General features: G+C 69.5%; 10 protein-coding genes. 8 read left to right on the forward strand and 2 right to left on the reverse strand.

The window, feature by feature from the left end:
* Positions 1-146: 146 nt before the first annotated feature.
* Complete coding sequence (locus BLTE_RS11405) at positions 147-2,033, forward strand: SurA N-terminal domain-containing protein (RefSeq protein WP_126400677.1); 1,887 nt, start codon at positions 147-149, stop codon at positions 2,031-2,033.
* A gap of 150 nt (positions 2,034-2,183) precedes the next feature.
* Positions 2,184-3,692 carry an anthranilate synthase component I gene (trpE, locus tag BLTE_RS11410; protein ID WP_126400680.1) on the forward strand — a complete coding sequence of 503 codons (1,509 nt, stop codon included), beginning with the start codon at positions 2,184-2,186 and terminating at the stop codon, positions 3,690-3,692.
* A 171-nt stretch (positions 3,693-3,863) separates the two neighbouring features.
* Here trpE and BLTE_RS11415 read toward each other — a convergent pair whose 3' ends face one another.
* Both BLTE_RS11415 and BLTE_RS11420 read right to left on the reverse strand, forming a co-directional pair.
* Positions 3,864-11,219 (reverse strand): ExeM/NucH family extracellular endonuclease, encoded by a 7,356-nt coding sequence (locus tag BLTE_RS11415; protein ID WP_126400683.1) that lies wholly within the window; start codon positions 11,217-11,219, stop codon positions 3,864-3,866.
* Positions 11,220-11,490: 271 nt separating this feature from the next.
* Entirely contained in the window at positions 11,491-12,999 is a 1,509-nt protein-coding gene (locus BLTE_RS11420; RefSeq protein WP_126400686.1) for a bifunctional metallophosphatase/5'-nucleotidase, read from the reverse strand.
* 238 nt (positions 13,000-13,237) lie between these two features.
* Here BLTE_RS11420 and BLTE_RS11425 point away from each other — a divergent pair, with 238 nt between their 5' ends.
* The 6 genes from BLTE_RS11425 to BLTE_RS11450 all read left to right on the forward strand — a co-directional run bounded on the left by BLTE_RS11425 (position 13,238) and on the right by BLTE_RS11450 (position 18,233).
* Positions 13,238-13,855 (forward strand): anthranilate synthase component II, encoded by a 618-nt coding sequence (locus tag BLTE_RS11425; protein WP_126400688.1) that lies wholly within the window; start codon positions 13,238-13,240, stop codon positions 13,853-13,855.
* Positions 13,855-14,868: an anthranilate phosphoribosyltransferase gene (trpD, locus tag BLTE_RS11430; protein WP_126400690.1), complete on the forward strand. Its 1,014-nt coding sequence runs from the start codon at positions 13,855-13,857 to the stop codon at positions 14,866-14,868. The genes BLTE_RS11425 and trpD overlap by 1 nt, the downstream gene beginning before the upstream one ends.
* 6 nt (positions 14,869-14,874) lie before the next feature.
* Positions 14,875-15,684, forward strand: a complete 810-nt coding sequence (gene trpC, locus BLTE_RS11435) for an indole-3-glycerol phosphate synthase TrpC (RefSeq protein ID WP_126400693.1) — start codon at positions 14,875-14,877, stop codon at positions 15,682-15,684.
* 59 nt (positions 15,685-15,743) lie between these two features.
* Entirely contained in the window at positions 15,744-16,190 is a 447-nt protein-coding gene (moaC, locus tag BLTE_RS11440; RefSeq protein WP_126402166.1) for a cyclic pyranopterin monophosphate synthase MoaC, read from the forward strand.
* The gene (locus BLTE_RS11445) at positions 16,187-17,398 is read left to right on the forward strand and encodes a molybdopterin molybdotransferase MoeA (protein WP_126400696.1); all 1,212 of its coding nucleotides are present in this window, start codon (positions 16,187-16,189) and stop codon (positions 17,396-17,398) included. Before moaC ends, BLTE_RS11445 begins: the two co-directional genes overlap by 4 nt.
* Positions 17,399-17,474: 76 nt before the next feature.
* A complete protein-coding gene (locus BLTE_RS11450) occupies positions 17,475-18,233 on the forward strand; it encodes a class I SAM-dependent methyltransferase (protein WP_126400699.1) in 759 nt (252 codons plus the stop codon).
* Positions 18,234-18,289: the final 56 nt, after the last annotated feature.

Here is an 18,289-nt window from a genome sequence, read left to right on the forward strand (position 1 = left end):
GTCTCCCCCACCTCTTTATCGCTCAGGCATAGCCGGTCTTGCGGCCGCGAGCACGTCGGATTGCTCCTGGCGCAGCGTGCCCCTATGGTAGGAACCAAAGGGCGGCGCGCGCCGCCTGTTTTCATTTGGAATCCGGATTTCGGTCAATGCTCCAGTCCTTGCGAAAAGGCGCGGCGAGCTGGGTCGCCAAGATTTTCCTCAGCCTCCTGGTGGTGTCGTTCGCCATCTGGGGCATCGGCGACATCTTCCGCGGCTTCGGCCAGCGCAACGTCGCCACGGTCGGCTCGACCGACATTTCGACCGAGAGTTTCCGCCAGATCTACAATCAGCGGCTTCAGGCGCTCGGCCGTCAGGCCGGCCGGCCGATAACGCCGGATCAGGCGCGGGCGTACGGCTTCGACCGGCAGATGCTCGCCGAAGTGCTGGCCGAGGCCGCCCTGGACGAGCGCGCCCGCCAGCTTCGTCTCGGCATCGGCGACGAGGAGCTGATCCGCCGCATCCACGACAATCCGTCCTTCCGTGGGCCGAGCGGCCAGTTCGACCGCAATCTGTTCGATCAGGTGCTGCGCTCCAACGGCTATTCCGAGCTGACCTACATCGACGCCGAGCGCAAGCTCGCGCTGCGCCAGCAGCTCGCCCGCGCCATCGGCGGCTCGGCCGAGGTGCCGCACACGCTCGCCAGCCTCGTCGACACCTTCCGCAACGAGACGCGCAAGGTCGAGTTCGTCACCCTCGACCGCACCGCCGCCGGCACCATCGCGGCCCCGGCCGACGATGTGCTCAAGGCCTATTTCGAGGAGCGCAAGGCCGCGTTCCGGGCGCCGGAATACCGCAAGGTGGTGGTGCTGCCGGTCACCGTCGAGACGCTGTCGAAGGCGGTCGAGGTGACCGACGCCGACGTGCGCGCCTATTTCGACGCCCACCGCGACCGGTTCGGCGCGCCCGAGCAGCGCACCCTGCAGCAGATCGTGTTCCCCACCGCCGACGAGGCCAAGGCCGCCAGTGCCAAGATCGCCGGCGGCGAGAGCTTCGAGAGCGTGGCGGCCGCCCGCGGCCTGAAGCCGGCGGACATCGAGCTGGGCACGGTGACCCGCGCCGGGATTCTCGACCCCACGGTCGCCGAGGCCGCTTTCGCGCTGGCCGAGGGGACGGTGAGCCAGCCGATCCAGGGCCGGTTCGGCCACGTGCTGGTGCGCGCGCTCAAGGTGCAGCCGGCGCAGTCCAAGCCGTTCGAGGAGGTGTCCGGCCAGATTCGCCAGCAGATCGCCGGCGAGCGCGCCAAGCGCGAGCTGCTCGACCGCCACGACAAGGTGGAGGACGAGCGCGCCGCCGGCCTGACGCTGGCCGAGGTCGGCGCCAAGCTCGGCCTGCCGGTCGAGACCGTCGAGGCGGTCGACCGTTCCGGCCGCGACATGGATGGCAAGCAGGTTCCCGCCTTCCCCGCCCGCGACGAGGTGCTGGAAGGCGTGTTCAAGACCGAGCTGCGGGTGGAGAACGACCCGGTCCAGCTCGGCAGCAACGGCTTCGTCTGGTACGAGGTGGCCGGCATCACCAAGGCCCGCGACCGCAGCTTCGACGAGGCCAAGGCGCAGGTGCTGGCGCGCTGGCAGGAGGAGCAGGCGGCCGAACGGGTGAAGGCCAAGGCCGATGACCTGCTCGAACGGCTCGAGTCCGGCCAGACGCTGGAGACGGCCGCCAAGGCGCTCGGCCTCACCGTCTCGACCGTGGCCGAGGTGCGCCGGGCCGGCACCAAGGAGCTGCCGGAGGCCGCCGTCGCCGCGGTGTTCACCACCGCCCCGGGCACCGCGGTCTCCGCGCCCGGCGAGGACGCGGTGTCCCGTCTGGTGATCCGCGTCGTCGAGGCGCGCACGCCCGATGCCAGCAAGATGCCCGAGCGGCTGCAGGCCGATCTGCGCCGCGCCCTGGAGGACGACCTGCTCGCCCAGTTCGTCACCGGGCTGGAGATCGAGCTCGGCGTGACGGTCAACACCCGGATCCTCAACCAGATCGTCGGCCGCGACGCCGGCTCCTGATCCGCCCCGGCCACGCGCGCGGGCAGGCGATCCGCCCGCCTGCGCCGTTGCGCCCGCGAAGGCGCGACACGCCGCAGCCAAGAAAAGCCTCGCTTCAAGCCCCATTCCAAGCCCAAACCAAGACCAGCCCAGACAAGCCGAAGTCATGCCATGCTGAAGATCGAGCCCGCCATCGAGGCGTTTCCGGCCGACCGGCCGAGCGTGGTGTGGACGACCCTGGTCGCCGACCTCGAAACCCCGGTCTCCGCCTTCCTGAAGCTCGCCGACGGGCGGCCCAATGCGGTGCTGCTCGAATCGGTGGAGGGCGGCGCGGTGCGCGGCCGCTACTCGATCCTGGCGCTGGCGCCGGACGTGATCTGGCGCTGCCGGGGCACGTCCTCCGAGATCAACCGCCACGCCCTCACCCGGCCCGACGCCTTCGAGCCGTGCGCCGAGCCGCCGCTGCAGGCGCTGCGGGCGCTGGTCGGCGAATCGGCGATCGACCTGCCGCCCGGCCTGCCGCCGATGGCGGCCGGCATCTTCGGCTATCTCGGCTACGACATGGTGCGGCTGATGGAGAAGCTGCCCTCCGACAAGCCGGACCCGATCGGCGTGCCCGACGCCATCCTCATCCGCCCGACCGTCGTCGTGGTGTTCGATGCGGTGCGCGACGAGATCACGATGGTGACGCCGGTGCGCCCGGCGGCGGGCGTGAGCCCGAGCCAAGCCTATGCCCGCGCCGTCGACCGGCTGACCGAGATGGTCGAGCGGCTCGATGCCGCGCTCGACAAGACGCCGCCGGCCGCCGACCTCTCCTGCCTCACGGCGGAGATGACGTCGAACACCACGCCGGAGGAGTATCACGCGATGGTGGCGAAGGCGAAGGAGTACATCCTCGCCGGCGACATCTTCCAGGTGGTGCTGGCGCAGCGGTTCGAGGCGCCGTTCACGCTGCCGCCGTTCGCGCTCTACCGGGCGCTGCGCCGGGTCAATCCGGCGCCGTTCCTGGTCTATCTCGCCTTCGACGACTTCTCGGTGGTGTGCTCGTCGCCCGAGATCCTGGTGCGGCTGCGCGACGGCAAGGTGACGATCCGGCCGATCGCCGGCACCCGGCCGCGCGGCGCCACCCAGGCCGAGGACCACGCGCTGGAAGCCGAGCTTCTCGCCGACCCCAAGGAGATCTCCGAGCATCTGATGCTGCTCGATCTCGGCCGCAACGATGTTGGCCGGGTGTCGTCGATCGGCTCGGTCTCCGTCACCGACAAGTTCTTCATCGAGCGCTACAGCCACGTCATGCACATCGTCTCCAATGTCGAGGGGCGGCTCGATCCCAAGCGCGATGCGCTCGATGCGCTGGTGGCGGGCTTCCCGGCCGGCACGGTGTCGGGCGCGCCCAAGGTGCGGGCGATGCAGATCATCGACGAGCTGGAGAAGGACAAGCGCGGCCCCTATGCCGGCGCCATCGGCTATTTCGGCGCGGACGGCGACATGGACACCTGCATCGTGCTGCGCACCTCGGTGGTGAAGGACGGCCGCATGTATGTGCAGGCCGGGGCCGGCATCGTCCATGACAGCGTGCCGGCGAGCGAGCAGGCCGAATGCGTCAACAAGGCGAAGGCGCAGTTCCGCGCCGCCGAGGAGGCGCGCCGCTTCGCCGCCGGAGCCGGCCGCGGGCAGTGAGGCAGCGCCTGGGCGATTGATACGGCCTACTCTTTCCTCTCCCGCCCGGGCGCAGGCGCTTGTGGGAGAGGGAAAGGGAGCGCGGCTCCCGGCCATTAGGCCTTTCGAGCAACTCCGCTGGAAACCGTGTGAAGCTCCGGCCCTTGCGGGCCGGGGCCTCGCACAGTTCGATCACACGAAGCGGAAGTCGTCGGCGGTGAGCTGGGCCGCGGTGACGCCCCACAGCCCCACGCCATTGGTGCCGTAATCGGCCCAGATCGCGAGATAGCCGCTGCCGGTATCCACCATCGCCGCCTGGACCGCGGCGAAGTCGGCGAACACCTCGGTCGAGAACTCGATCTTGTCCGTGCCCGCCGCGAAGTCCTTCACCTGATCGATGCCGAAGCCGGCGTTGAACACGAAGGTGTCCGCCCCCGCATCGCCGATCAGGATGTCGTTGCCGGTGCCGCCATCCAGCCGGTCATTGCCGGCACCGCCCTTCAGCGCATTGTCGGCGCCGTCGCCGATCAGCGTATCGGCGTGCTCGGAGCCGATGACCTGCTCGATGCCGCTGAAGGTGTCGCCCTCGGCATCGCCGCCGCTGCCCTGCGCGGTGGCGAGGTTCACCGTCACGCCCGTGGCCGAGGCGGAGTAGACCACGCGGTCGATGCCCGCGCCGCCATTCTGCGCGTCCGCGCCAGCACCGGCATAGATGATGTCGTTGCCGCCGCCGCCATTCACCGTGTCGTTGCCGGCCCCGGCCTGGAAGACGTTGTCGCCGTCGTCGCCGGTGAGCGTGTCGCCATAGGCCGAGCCGATGATCTGCTCGATGCTGTCATAGGTGTCGCCCTCGGCGTCGCCGCCGCTCCCACGCCCAGTCGCGAGGTTGACCGTGACGCCCGAGCCGGCGGTGGAGAAGACCGCCGTGTCGATGCCCGCTCCGCCGACCAGCACGTCGGCACCGGCGCCGCCGATCAGATAGTCGTTGCCATCATATCCGATCAGCGTGTCGTTGCCGGTGCCGTCCCACAGGATGTCGTTGCCGAGCGCGCCGGTGAGCGTGTTGTTGCCGGCATCGCCGTGCACCGTCTGGGCCGCGGCCTGCAGCACCGTGTCGCCGCGATAGTCGAGGTTCTGGATGCGGGTGTCGTTCGCCCGGTCGGTGTCGGCGACAGCGTAGGGCGTGTCGGAATAGGTCGCCGCCATGTATTCGGCGAACGCATCCTGCTCGGTGCCCTCGGCGGCGAAGGTCGCCACCTGCCCGGCATCCGGCACCAGATCCGGCGTCAGATTGACGACGTTGGCGAAGGCCGGATCCGCGGCGATGAAGCTCGCGAACGGATAGCTGTCGCCGCCGGTGAGCAGGAAGCTCAGGGTGACAACCCGGATCGCCATGTCGGCATCGACGACAAGCTCGCCATTCGCAACCAGGGCGATGGCCGGAACGCCGTCATCGTTGAGAATCGCCGCCGACAGCACGCGGTTGCCGGCCGGCAGATCCTTGTCGAACGAGAAGGCGATGCCGCCGATCTGCGCAAACTGGCCCGGCGTGGCGGTCGCCGTGGTGGCGGCCACCGCGTGCTCGAGAACCAGCAGAAGCTGGGCGGCGGTGACGGTGACCAGCGACAGCGAATTGTTGAAGCGCAGCGAGTTGGCGATGTCGAGCTGCGAGACATCGCCTTCCTGCTTGCCGACCTCCGCATTGGCGACCGGCGGGCTCTCCACCGCATCGTCGCCGACCGCGTAGACGGTGCCGATCGAGTCGCGGATGCCGCCGCCATTCTTGATCGACACCATCACCGTGGCATCGACCTTCTGCGCGTACCACAGATTGGCGTCGGCGGTGAGATCGCCGAGATTGGTCTCCTCGGTGCGCGCCTCCGAGCGGCGGCCTTCGAGATAGACGTCGGTGGAGCCGAAGATGTTGCCGTCCTGCGCGTCGATCACCGCGCCGACCGCCTGGGCGATGTCGTCGACGAGATCGCCGCGGCTGCCCTCGGCGAACGGATTGGCGTCGTCGGCATCGATGTCGCCATCGGCATCGACGTCGATCACGTCCGCATAGAGGCTGTCGACCACCTCGTCGGTGGTGGCGTAGGCGCCGTTGACCGCGGTGTTGGGCGTGTAGACGACGTCGCCATTCTCGTCGAAATCGACCACGAGGCGGCCGACATAGGAGTATTCGCCGTCGGTGTTGACGATCAGCGTGGTCTTGCCGTCGGCATTGGTGGTGACGATCGGATATTCGCCGGCCGCGCTGTCGCCGGTGCGCAGCGTGTCCTGCTCATCGGCCAGCAGCGTGTGCGAGCCGCCGGCGACGATGACGTCGACGCCGTGCAGCAGCGGCGCCAGCTCCTGTTCGAGCGCAAGCTGCTGCAGGTGGCTGACCAGGATGATCTTGTTGATGCCCTGGGCGAGCAGGGCGTCGATGGTCGGCTGCAGGATGGCCGCCAGCGCCGCCATGTCGTTCACGTCATCGCCGATCACCTCGACGCCGCCGGTCGAGGAGATGGCCTCGACGATCTGGGTGGTGGCGCCGACGATGCCGATCTTCTCGCCGCCCTCCTCGATGATGGTGGCGGGCGCGATCTTCTTGCCGATCGTGGCGGCCGGCGGGAAGCCGGAATAGTTCGCCGCATCCTGGATGGTGCCGGTGTAGACCGAGGCCAGATTGCTGTCGCCGGAGAAGGTCAGATTGGCGGCGAGATACGGGAACTGCGCGCCGGGGTAGGTCGCGGTCTGCTTGATGATGTCGGCGAACGCCTTGGTGCCGGCGTCGAACTCGTGATTGCCGATCGCCGACGCCTGCACGCCGATGATGTCGAGCATCGTCATGTCGGCGGTGCCGAAGCCGGGCGAGATGTTCAGCGTGCCGGTGGGCAGGCCGTAATAGGTTTCAAGCGCGGTCTCGTAGACCTCCTTCAGCGAGGCGTCGCTGCCGGCGCTGAAGAACGGGCTGGGGATGAAGTTGTCGCCCGACGACAGGGTGATCGAGTTGGCGTAGGTCTCTTCGAGATAGTCGACGATGGCGGCGAAGTTGCCGGCGCGGTCGACCGCCTTCAGACCGGCCTCGAAGTCCGAGGCGTGCAGGATCTGGAGCGTGTAGGTCACTTGCGGGGTCTCCGTGAGATCGAGTCCAATGATCAGCGGATCGTGGTCGGAGACGCGAACAGCGGTGTCCGCATCGTAGATGGCGGTGTCGCGGCCATAGTCGGTGTTGTAGTCGAGGGCGTCGGCCTCATCGGCATTGATGTGCCAGGTGGTGACGCCGGTGACCTGCGAAGCAAGGCTCGTGCTGGCGAAGATGTAGTCGAGCGTGCCGGTCTGGCCGTCGAACACGTAGGAATAGGCGTTGCCTTCGCGCGCCTGCAGATCCTCGTAGCCGGCGTCCTCGATGATGCCGATCGCATCCTCCATAGCGTAGGCGTTGAAGTCGCCGAGCAGGAGGATGTCGGTATCGCCCGAGCCGGTGGGATCGCTCGCCGCCCAAGCGGTGAGCGCGGTGGCCGCCAGCTCGCGCTGATTCTGCCAAGCGCCCTGGCCGTCGAGCTGGTCGGCATCGGCGCCGGTGCCGCTACCGCTCTTCGACTTGAGATGATTGGCGATGGCGGTGAATTCCTCGCCGGTCGCGAGTTCGGTGAAGGTCACCGCCAGCGCGTTGCGGCTGGTGTTCGCGCCGTCGAAGATGCCGCCGACCGTGCTCAGTCCCAAGAGATCGCCAAGGCCGAGCGCCGCCAGATCGGAGTCGTCGAGGATCTCGATCGTGGTGCCGATCGACACCTCGACCACCGAGGGCTTGTAGATGAAGCCGACGGCGATGGCGTCGGTACCGACGAACTGCTGGCCGGGCCGCACCCAGTCGTAGGTGCCGGCGCCGAGCACGGCGTTGAGCTCATCGACGAGATATTCGATCGCGTTGCCGGACGAGCCTTCGCGGAAGTCGTTCTCCAGCTCGATCAGCGCCAGCACGTCGGCGTCGATGGCGATCAGCGCATTGACCAGCTTGTCGGTCTGGCGGGCGAACTCTTCCGCCGTGTTGGCACCGCGCGGCTCCGCACCGATCGCCGTGGTCGCGCCATTGTCGAGCGTGACGAAGTAGTTCAGCACGTTGAAGCAGGCGACCTTGAGGTCGCCGCCGACATCGGCCGGCGTGTCGGTGCGCGCATTCGCGCCATCCTCGAAGGTGTTGGTGCCGTCCTCGACCGAGCGGACGCGCCAGGTCGCGCCCGAGGCGGAGTTGCCGGCCCACTGATAGTCGAGCACGCCGGTGAGCCCGGTCACGGTGTCGCCCATGCGCGGCGCCGTGTCGGTGTTGTAGACCGGGCCGAAGCCGTCGAGATTGGTGATGGCGGTGTTCTGGACGTTGAGGCCGTCATCATAGGTGATGGTGCGGGCGCCGAGCGCCTGCAGATAGGCCTGGTAGGCTTCGGCGTCCGGCGCGTTCTCCTGGGTGAACTGCTCGGGGCGCTCGCCCGCCACCAGCTTGATCTCGTTGAAGCGGTCGAGATTGTACTGCTCGGTGACGGTCAGCGTCTCGGGAATGGTGACCAGCATGCCCTCATAGGCTTCGAGGTCAGGCTGCCAGTCGCCGTCCTGGCTCAGCGTCGCATCCGCCGCCGGCAGGTCGATCTCGACCGCCATCGTGTTGATGTCGGCAACCGCGTTCGCTTCCAGAACGGTGATGCTGGAGGCTGTGATTTCGGTGAGGCCGTAATACTCGCTCACCTTGCCGGTGACGCGCACGCGGTCGCCGACATTCACGTCCACCGAGCCGCCATAGATGAAGATGCCCTCGGAGGTGAGCGGGTTGCCGTCGGCGTCGAACGCCTCCTCCTGCAGGTAGAAGCCGTTGAGGTTGCGCGCGCCGTCGGCGTCGCCATTCTGGAAGTCGCCGACCACGATGGCCTCGACCGTCACGGTCTGGCCGGCCATGGCGCTGGACGCGCCCTCGCCCTGGATCGCGCTGATCTTGGTCACCGCCGGGTCTTCGAGGTCATAGACGGTGACGGAGCCCGAAACCTCGTTGGCCGTCATCACGAAGGCGCGGCCGGTCGGGCTGTCGGCGGCCGAGACGAAGGTGATCACCTCCGGGCCGTAGTCCTCGCTGGTCGGCGCGAGATAGGTGACGTACTTGGCATCCGACGGCGTGGAGACGTCCCAGACCATGATGCCGCCGATGCGCTCCAGCGCGACGAAGGCGTAGGTCTTGCCATTGACCTCGCCGACCGCGACGCCTTCCGGCTCGGCGCCCTTGTTGTCGGAGCGGGTGTCGAAGCCGCCGCCATTCTCGCCGTTGAACACCGCCGAGGCGTTGGGAAGCGCGGCGATGATCTGCTCGAAGTCGCCGCCGGTCTCCTCGATCTTGACGATGGTGCCGTCGTCATTTTGCTGGAAGATCGAGAAGCCGCGGCCGCCGAACGAATAGAGATCGGTCGCGCTCGACCAGGTGGTGTCGAGATTGAGCCGCGCATAATCCGCCGGCGCCGTGCCGCCGGTCACCGCCGAGGCCCGCGCCTCGTTGTAGCCGTCGGCGCCGCCATTGACGATGCGCGAGTCGCCCTCATTGGCGGTGATGAAATAGGTCACGCCGCCGATCTCGAACGAGGCGATGGCGTCGGGCTGCAGCAGGCCCTTCACCGGGTCGTTGCCGACCGAGATCGAGGCCGTGTTGCCCGCACCGTCGCGGTCGGAGAAGTCGGCCTCGTTGCCGGGCAGGCTGAAATCGACATAGCCCAGCGGCAGGATCGACACCGGCTTGTCGGCCGCGGCGTCGGCGAGGTCGATCACCGCCACCGCATCCACCTCCTGCAGCGTGACATAGGCCTTGGTGCCGTCCGGCGACACCGCGATGTATTCCGGCTCGATGTCCTGCGAGGCGGTCGGCACCGCGCCGGCCGCCGTGCCGGTGTAGGTCTTGATGCCGAGGGTGGCGAGCAGCGCCTCGCTGCCGTCGAGCGCCGTGAAGCCGATGGTGTTGCGCACATCCGCCGTGGCGGCGCCGCCGGACATATCGATGATCGTCACCGAGCCCGAGGCATTCTCGATCACGCCGGCCGCCGTGTCGTTGTAGGGCTCGGCCTCGTTGGCCACCAGCAGCAGCGTTCCATCCTTGTTGAAGGTGAGCTGGTCGGGCAGCACGCCGACCGTGATGGTCTTGATCAGCGTGCCGGTGGCGTCATAGAGCGCGACCAGGCCCGACTCGCCGCCATCGATGTTCTGCACGGCGACGGCGATGATGCCGTTCTTCACCGCCACTGAATTGACCTCGCCATAGGCGGGCAAGGTTGAAAGGTCGATCTCGCCGATCTTGGTCGGGGCGAAGGGGTTGGAGAGGTCGAGGATGGAGACCTTGTCGGCCGCGGCATTGGTGACATAGGCGCGGGCATTGGCGGCGTCGAAGGCGATCGACTCGGCGCCCCCTGCCCCGTCGCCGGAGACCCAGCCGCCCTTGCGCGTCACGGTGAGCGACTCGGTGGCGACCGGGGTCTCGACCGAGCCCTGCAGCGACTCGGCCATGTCGAGAATGGTGATGCCGCCGACATCGACGCCGATCGCCGCGTCATCGTCGAGGATGGTCGCCTGGGCGGTGGCCGCCGCGCTGTCGATCGAGATGTCGATCGCCGCGTCGTCATTGGCGACGGTAGTGAGGGTGAGCGAGAACGACTCGGCGTCCTCCGGCACGGTGTCGCCGGCCACGCTGACGGTGACGGTGGCCGAATTGGCGCCGGCCGGAATCGTGCCGCTGAAGGTGGTGGGCGCGCCGCCCGCGAAGTCGGCGGCATCTGCGCCGGCAAGCGCGACGGTGCCGGAGAAGCTGACCTCGCCGGTGGTGCCGCCGCTGCGCTCGACCGTGAAGGTGAAGACGGTGGTGCCGGCATCGCCCTCGGTCGCGCTGACGCTCAGCGACCCGTCGGCGAAGCCGACCGTCTGGGACGCAACCTCGGATGTCACCGCGAAATCGGCGGTGATCTGGGTCAGGCTGCTGTTGCTGCCGGACCAGTTGGCGGCATTGCCGATCGCCGCGAGAATCTCAGTCTTGGTGCCGCTGGTCGGGCCGGTATAGACGACGTTGTCCCATTCATCGCCCGGCGCGCCGGCGCCACGCGCCAGGGCGGTGACGTTCTCGACGAGCCCGGCCGGCAGCGCCGTCGACTGCGCGTCGGTGGCGTCGCTGAAGGCGTTGCCGTGGATCGACAGCGCGAACAGCAGCGTCGGCGCGGACGAGGTGCCCTGGAAGGCGATGAGCTGGTCGCCGTCGGTCGACAGGCTCAGGCCGGAGGTGCCGACATAGCTGTCATTGGCGGTGGTGAACTGGGCGGCGTCGGCCGTGAAATTGATGACGGTGCCGGCCGAAAGATCGGTCGCGGCAGTCCATTTCTTGGCGCCCTCATTGGCGCGGAACCCGCCGGACGCCTTCCAGCCGGAGTCGGTGAAGGTGATCTCGGTGCCCGCCGTCACGTCCGTCAGCAGAACGAACGAGAAGTCATCCGGGTTGTCGGCATTCATGCCGATGATCGCGATATCGCCGGCGCTGAGGGTCGTGGACATGAGCGGGCCTGTCTCGTCGCATGGCACGCGTCGGGAGAGGGCCGGCGCGCACGCGAGCGCACGCCACCCCGCGCCGACAGCGCACGGTTAAGGAACGGTTAATGCGAACAGACGGTAGGAAAGGCCCGCAACAGATCGATGACCGCAATCTGAAGGATGTATGACGTTGAGCGCACAGGGAAATCCGGCGGGACCGGCCTACCGCCGCGCGTTCGTGCCCGCTCCGGCGGGCGGCGGGCGGCGGTCATGCCGGCCGCCGCCACCTGCTGGTTCAGTTGTCGCGGACCGCGATGCGGCCTTCGACCTTCGGCGCCAGCGTGCCGAGGCTGCGCAGATAGGCCATCACGTCGGCGATCATCAGCTTGCCGTCGCGCGCGCCGGAGAGCGGGCGGGCCGCCTGCAGCATGTCGTAGCCGTCGCCGCCATTCATCAGGAAGTCGTTGGTGGCGAGCCGGTAGCGGGCGGCATCGTCGAGCGGCGCGCCCTTGATACGGATGGCGACGATGCGCTGGCCGGCCGGGCGCGACCCGACCGCCGCGATCTCAAGGCCCGACACCTGCGGGAAGCGGCCGGACGCCTCGCCGAGCTTGCCCAGCCCGTGCTCCAGCGCGGCGCGCAGCTCGGCGCCGGTCACCTCCAGCACCACGGTCTTGTTGCTGAACGGCAGCTCCTTCAGCACGTCGCGGCGGGTGATCTCGGTCCCTGCCTCGTAGCGCCGGTTGCCGCGGAAGCCGCCGCCATTGAGCAGGGCGGCGTCGGCGCCGCTCGCCTTGCGGATGGCATCGGCGAACAGATTGCCGATCGCCGCCTCGCCGGTCCGCACCGTGGCGTTGAGGCTGTCGAAGGGAGCCGCGACCTTGGCCAGCGGCACGTCGAACTCCTGGGAGAGCTCGGCCTCGAACGCCTTCACCAGCGCGGCGACCTGCGGCTCGGCTTCGGCGCCTTTGGTGTCGATGATGCGGAAGTCGGGCCACCATGTCACCGCCCGCTTGGCGGCGCCCTCCTCCACCTCGACCGCCAGATCGATGGCGATGACGTACTCGCCGTCCTGCTTGGCTTCGGCGGCGGCCACCCGGCCGTCATACTGGACCCACAGATCGTGGTCGTCGCCGGACAGCAGGATGTCGGCGGCGCCGGAGGCGTAGAGCTTGAGGTCGATGTCGCGGTTGGCGTGGGCGAGCGCCACCACGAGGTCGACGCCCTTCGCCCGCAGGTCGGCCGCCTGCCGGCGCAGCATCTCGACGCTGTCGGCGAACTGGAGGTCGCCGGGCTGGGACTTCTGGGGCGAGTCGGTCGCGGTCAGGCCGACCACGCCGACCTTGAGGCCGTCGACCTCGAACACCCGGTTGTCCTCGATGCCCGCCAGCGGCCGGCCGTCGCGGTCGCGCAGATTGGCCGCCACCACCGGGAAGCGGGCCTCGCTGACGCGCTGGGCGAACACCTCGGGGCCGAAATCGTACTCGTGATTGCCGGGCACGAACACGTCCGGCCGGATGGCGTTGAGCAGCTCGATGACGTTGCGCGCCTGATCGAAGCCGGACAGCATGGTCGGCGAGAAGGCGTCGCCGGCATGGGCGAGAATGACGTTGCGGCCCGACGCCCGCTCCGCCGCCACCACGCCCGCCACCTTGGCATAGCCGCCGCGTCCGTTCTGCGGCGACAGATTGTACATGTCGCACATCAGAAGAAGCGTGAGATTCACCGTTCTCGCCTCGGCGAAGGAGGCAAGCGGCGCGAGCCAGCCTAGAACCGCAACAAACAGAAGCGCGACAAAACGCATGAATGTCCTCTGGAGAAACTTGCCGGGGCGATGAGACCGCCGGGAATGTCTCGGAATGGCCGGAGTCGAGCCGGCGCACAAGGCGAAAGAAGGCGGAGGACGCCGCAGGCGGCCGGGCGCGCCGGTGGCCGCATCCGGGCTCATGGCCCGCCGTGGCCGGATGAGCCCGGCGATGACGACCGCGTAGCGCTTGCGGGCGCCAAGCCCAGGCGCTACAGCCTGAGAGGGTGGGTAGCGCATGATCCTTCTGATCGACAACTACGACAGTTTTACCTGGAATCTGGTCCAGTATCTCGGCGACCTCGGCGCCGAGCTCAACGTGATCCGCAATGACGAGATCACCGTCGAGGCGGCGATGGCGGCCGATCCCGACGCCATCGTGCTGTCGCCCGGCCCCTGCACGCCCAACGAGGCCGGCATCTGCTGCGAGCTGATCGCCAAGGCCAGCGGCACCATACCCATGCTCGGCGTCTGCCTCGGCCACCAGGCAATGGGGCAGGTGTTCGGCGGCAAGGTGATCCGGGCGCCGGCGCCGATGCACGGCAAGATCAGCGAGATCCGCCACGCCGGCGCAGGCGTGTTCCGCGGCATCAACGGCCCGTTCCAGGGTGCCCGCTACCATTCGCTGATCGTCGAGCGCGATTCCCTGCCGGCCGACCTCGCCGTGACCGCCGAGACGGCGGACGGGCTGATCATGGGCCTCGCCCACCGTCAGCTTCCGGTCCACGGCGTGCAGTTTCATCCCGAGTCGATCGCCTCCGAGCACGGCCACGTGCTGCTGAAGAACTTCCTCGATCTCGCCGCCGACTGGAACGCACGGAGCGGGCGCCGCCCCGTCCGGCAGAGGGGCCACTGATGAACCGCTTGAAGGAACTGATCGGAAAGGTCGCGACCGGCGCCGCGCTGACCCGCGAGGAAGCGGCCCATGTGTTCAGCCTGATGATGTCCGGCGAGGCGACCCCCTCGCAGATGGGCGCGCTGCTGATGGGCCTGCGGGTACGCGGCGAGACGGTGGAGGAGATCACCGGCGCGGTCTCGGCGATGCGCGCCAAGATGCTGCCGGTCGAGGCGCCGCCCGGCGCGGTGGACGTGGTCGGCACCGGCGGCGACGCCTCGGGCTCCTACAACATCTCCACCTGCGCCGCCTTCATCGTTGCCGGCGCCGGCGTGCCGGTGGCCAAGCACGGCAACCGGGCGCTGTCCTCGCGCTCGGGCGCCGCCGACGTGCTGACGGCGCTCGGCGTCAAGATCGATCTGCCGCCGGCCGGCATCTCGACCTGCATCAAGGAGGCCGGCATCGGCTTCATGTTCGCGCCGGCTCACCACCCGGCGATGAAGAATGTCGGGCCGACCCGGGTCGAGCTCGGCACCCGCACCATCTTCAACCTGCTCGGGCCGCTGTCCAACCCGGCCGGGGTGAAGCGTCAGATGGTCGGCGTGTTCTCGCGCCACTGGTGCGAGCCGCTGGCGCACGTGCTGGCCAATCTCGGTTCGGAGCGCGCCTGGGTGGTGCACGGCTCCGACGGGCTCGACGAGATCACCACCACCGGGCCGACCGCGGTCGCCGCCCTCGACAAGGGCGAGGTGACCACCTTCGAGATCAAGCCGGAGGACGTGGGTCTTGCCCCCACCAGGCCGGATTCGCTGCGCGGCGGCGATGCCGCCGAGAACGCCGTGGCGCTGCGCAAGGTGCTGGAGGGCATGCCCGGCCCCTATCGCGACGTGGCGCTGATGAACGCCGCCGCGGCGCTGGTGGTCGCCGGCAAGGCCGACACGCTGGCGCAGGGCTTCGCCCTGGCCAAGACCTCGCTCGATACGGGTGCGGCAGAAGCCCGCCTTGAACGGCTCATCACCGTGTCCAATGGTTGAGGCCAGATGAGCGACATTCTCTCCCGCATCGGCGCCTACAAGCGCGACGAGATCGCCAAGGCCAAGCGCGAGCGGCCGTTCTCGGACATCGAGGGCGAGGCGCGCCATGCCGGGCCGGTGCGCCCGTTCGCCGGGGCAATCCGCGAGAAGATCGCCGCGGGCCACACGGCGCTGATCGCCGAGATCAAGAAGGCGAGCCCGTCCAAGGGTCTGATCCGGCCGGACTTCGATCCGCCGGCGCTGGCCTCGGCCTATGAAGAGGGCGGCGCGGCCTGCCTGTCGGTGCTGACCGACGGCCCCTCCTTCCAGGGGGCGCCGCTTTTCCTCACCCAGGCGCGCACGGCCTGCGCGCTGCCCGCCCTGCGCAAGGACTTCCTCTACGATCCCTATCAGGTGGTCGAGGCGCGGGCGCTCGGCGCCGACTGCATCCTGGTCATCATGGCGGCGGTCGATGACGGCTGCGCGGCGGAGCTTGCCGCCTGCGCCCGCGAGTGGCGGATGGACGTGCTGGTGGAGGTCCATGACGGGCGCGAGCTCGACCGGGCGCTGCGCCTGGAATCCGAGCTTGTCGGCATCAACAACCGCAACCTCAAGACCTTCGAGGTCGATCTCGCCACCTCCGAGCGGCTGGCGCCGGCCATTCCCGAGGGCTGCATCCGGGTCGGCGAGAGCGGCATCTTCACCCCCGTCGACGTGACGCGGCTGGCCGAGGTCGGCATCCGCACCCTGCTGGTGGGCGAGAGCCTGATGCGCCAGGAGGACGTCGCCGCGGCGACCAAGGCCCTGCTCGCCCCGGCAGGCGCCGCCGCCGCGTGAGCCCGGCCGTGGCGAAGGGCTCCTCGCTCACCCATCTCGCCGCCACCGGCGAAGCCCGCATGGTCGACGTGTCGGGGAAGCCCGACACCGACCGGGTGGCCATCGCCGAAGGCCGGGTGATCATGACGGCGGAGACGCTGGCGATCGTGCTGCGCGGCGACGCCAAAAAGGGCGACGTGCTGGGCACCGCGCGCATCGCCGGTATCATGGCGGCCAAGCGCACGCACGAGCTGATCCCGCTGTGCCACCCGCTGCTGCTGACAAGGGTGGCGGTGGATCTCGTGCCCGACGAGACCCTGCCCGGCGTGGTGGTGACCGCCGAGGTCAAGACCCGCGGCCAGACCGGCGTCGAGATGGAGGCGCTGACGGCCGTATCGGTGGCCTGCCTCACCGTCTACGACATGGCCAAGGCGGTCGAGCGCGGCATGCGCATCGAGGGCATCCGGCTGATCGAGAAGTCCGGCGGCGCCTCCGGCCGGTTCGTCGCCGGCGAGGACGCGCCGTGACGCTGATCGCGCTCGACGACGCCCAGCGCCGAGTGCTCGACGGCGCCCAGCCCTTGCCGGCCGAGGACGTCCCGCTTGCCGCCGCCCATGGCCGGGTGCTGGCCGCCGATGTCCGCGCCCGCCGCACCCAGCCGGACCGCGACGTCTCGGCGATGGACGGCTATGCCGTGCGCCACGCCGACCTTGCGGCGCCTCCCTCGCGGCTGCGGCTGGCCGGCGTCTCGGCCGCCGGACGGCCGTTCGCCGGGCGGCTGGCGCCGGGCCAGGCGGTGCGCATCTTCACCGGCGCGGTGGTGCCGGAGGGCGCCGATACCGTGGTGATGCAGGAGGACTGCACCGCCGAGGGCGACGCCGTGCTGATCGCGGCCGTGCCGCACCCCGGCCGCCACATCCGCCAGCGCGGGCTCGATTTTTCCGAAGGCCGGGTGCTGCTGCCGGCCGGGCGGCGCCTGTCGGCCCGCGACATCGGCTTGGCCGCGGCGATGAACCACCCGACCCTGCCGGTGCATCGCCGGCCGCGCGTGGCGCTGGTCTCGACCGGCGACGAGCTGGTGCCGCCCGGGGTGATCCCGGCCGAGGGGCAGATCGTCGCCTCGAACGGGCCGTATCTCGCCGCAGCCCTGGAAGGCGAAGGCGCCGAAGTGGTCGATCTCGGGCTGGTGCCGGACCGGCTTGAGGCCACCGTGGCCGCCGTGCAGGCGGCGCACGGCATGGCCGCCGACGTGCTGGTGACCACCGGCGGCGCCTCGGTGGGCGAGCACGACATGGTGCACCGGGCGCTTGAGGCCGATGGCATCGATCTCGGCTTCTGGCGCATCGCGCTGCGCCCCGGCCGGCCGCTGATCTTCGGCCGGCGCGACGGCATGCGGGTGCTGGGCCTGCCCGGCAATCCGGTCTCGGCCTTCACCTGCGCGCTGCTGTTCCTGCTGCCCTTGGTGCGCGCGCTCGGCGGGCGCGCCGACATCCTGCCGCAGACCGAGCCGGCGCGGCTGGGCGTGAGCCTGCCGGCCGGCGACCAGCGGGCGGAACTGCTGCGCGGCACCCTCGCCCACCAGCCGGACGGCACGCTCACCGCCACGCCGTTCGCCGAGCAGGATTCCTCGCTTCTGTCGCTGCTCGCCGCCGCCGACTGCTGCATCCTGCGCGAGCCGTTCGCCCCGGCGGCGGCGGCCGGCGAGCCCTGCCGAATCATCCGGCTCGGACTTTGATGCGGTTTCCTGAGGATCACTTCGTGATCCCGGAAACAACCTTGACGTGCCTGCGCACCGGCGCGATCACGCTGCCATGACATCGGCGCCCGGCTTCAAGGATCATTTCTCGGGCCACGCCGCCGGCTACGCGGCGCACCGCCCGACCTATCCGCGCGAGCTTGGCGACGTGCTCGCCGGTCTGGCGCCGGGGCGCCAGCGCGTGCTCGATGCCGGCTGCGGCTCCGGCCAGCTCTCGGTGCTGCTGGCCGGCCACTTCGCCGAGGTGGTGGCAACCGACGCCAGCGCCCAGCAGATCGCCCAGGCGGCGCCGCATCCCAGCGTCGCCTATCGCGTGGCGCCGGCCGAAGCCTCGGGCCTGCCGGCGGCGAGCGTCGACCTCGTCACCGTCGCGCAGGCGGCGCACTGGTTCGACCTCGACGCCTTCTATGCCGAGGTCCGCCGCATCGCCCGGCCGAATGCGGTGCTGGCGCTCATCGCCTATGGCGTGTTCTGCGCCGAGCCGGATATCGACCCGGTGCTGCAGCGCTTCTACCGCGAGGACACCGCGCCGCACTGGCCGCCCGAGCGGCGGCACGTCGAGGCCGGCTACCGCACCCTGCCCTTCCCCTTTCCCGAGATCGCGACGCCAGAGCTGGCGATCACCGTCGATTGGCGGCTCGCCAATCTCCTCGGCTACATCGACACATGGTCGGCGGTGCGGGCGATGGAGACGGCCGCCGGCCGCGGTGCGATCGAGCGGTTCGCCGCCGACCTCGCGGCGGTGTGGGGCGCGCCGGAGCGGGCGCGGCCGATCCGATTCCCGCTGTCGCTGCGGGTCGGCCGGGTGGGGTGATACGGTTTCCGGCTGATCAAGCCGGTGAACCGTATCCCGATCGCCGAAAATCCCGT

The organism is Blastochloris tepida, from assembly GCF_003966715.1.
Lineage (GTDB): Bacteria > Pseudomonadota > Alphaproteobacteria > Rhizobiales > Xanthobacteraceae > Blastochloris > Blastochloris tepida.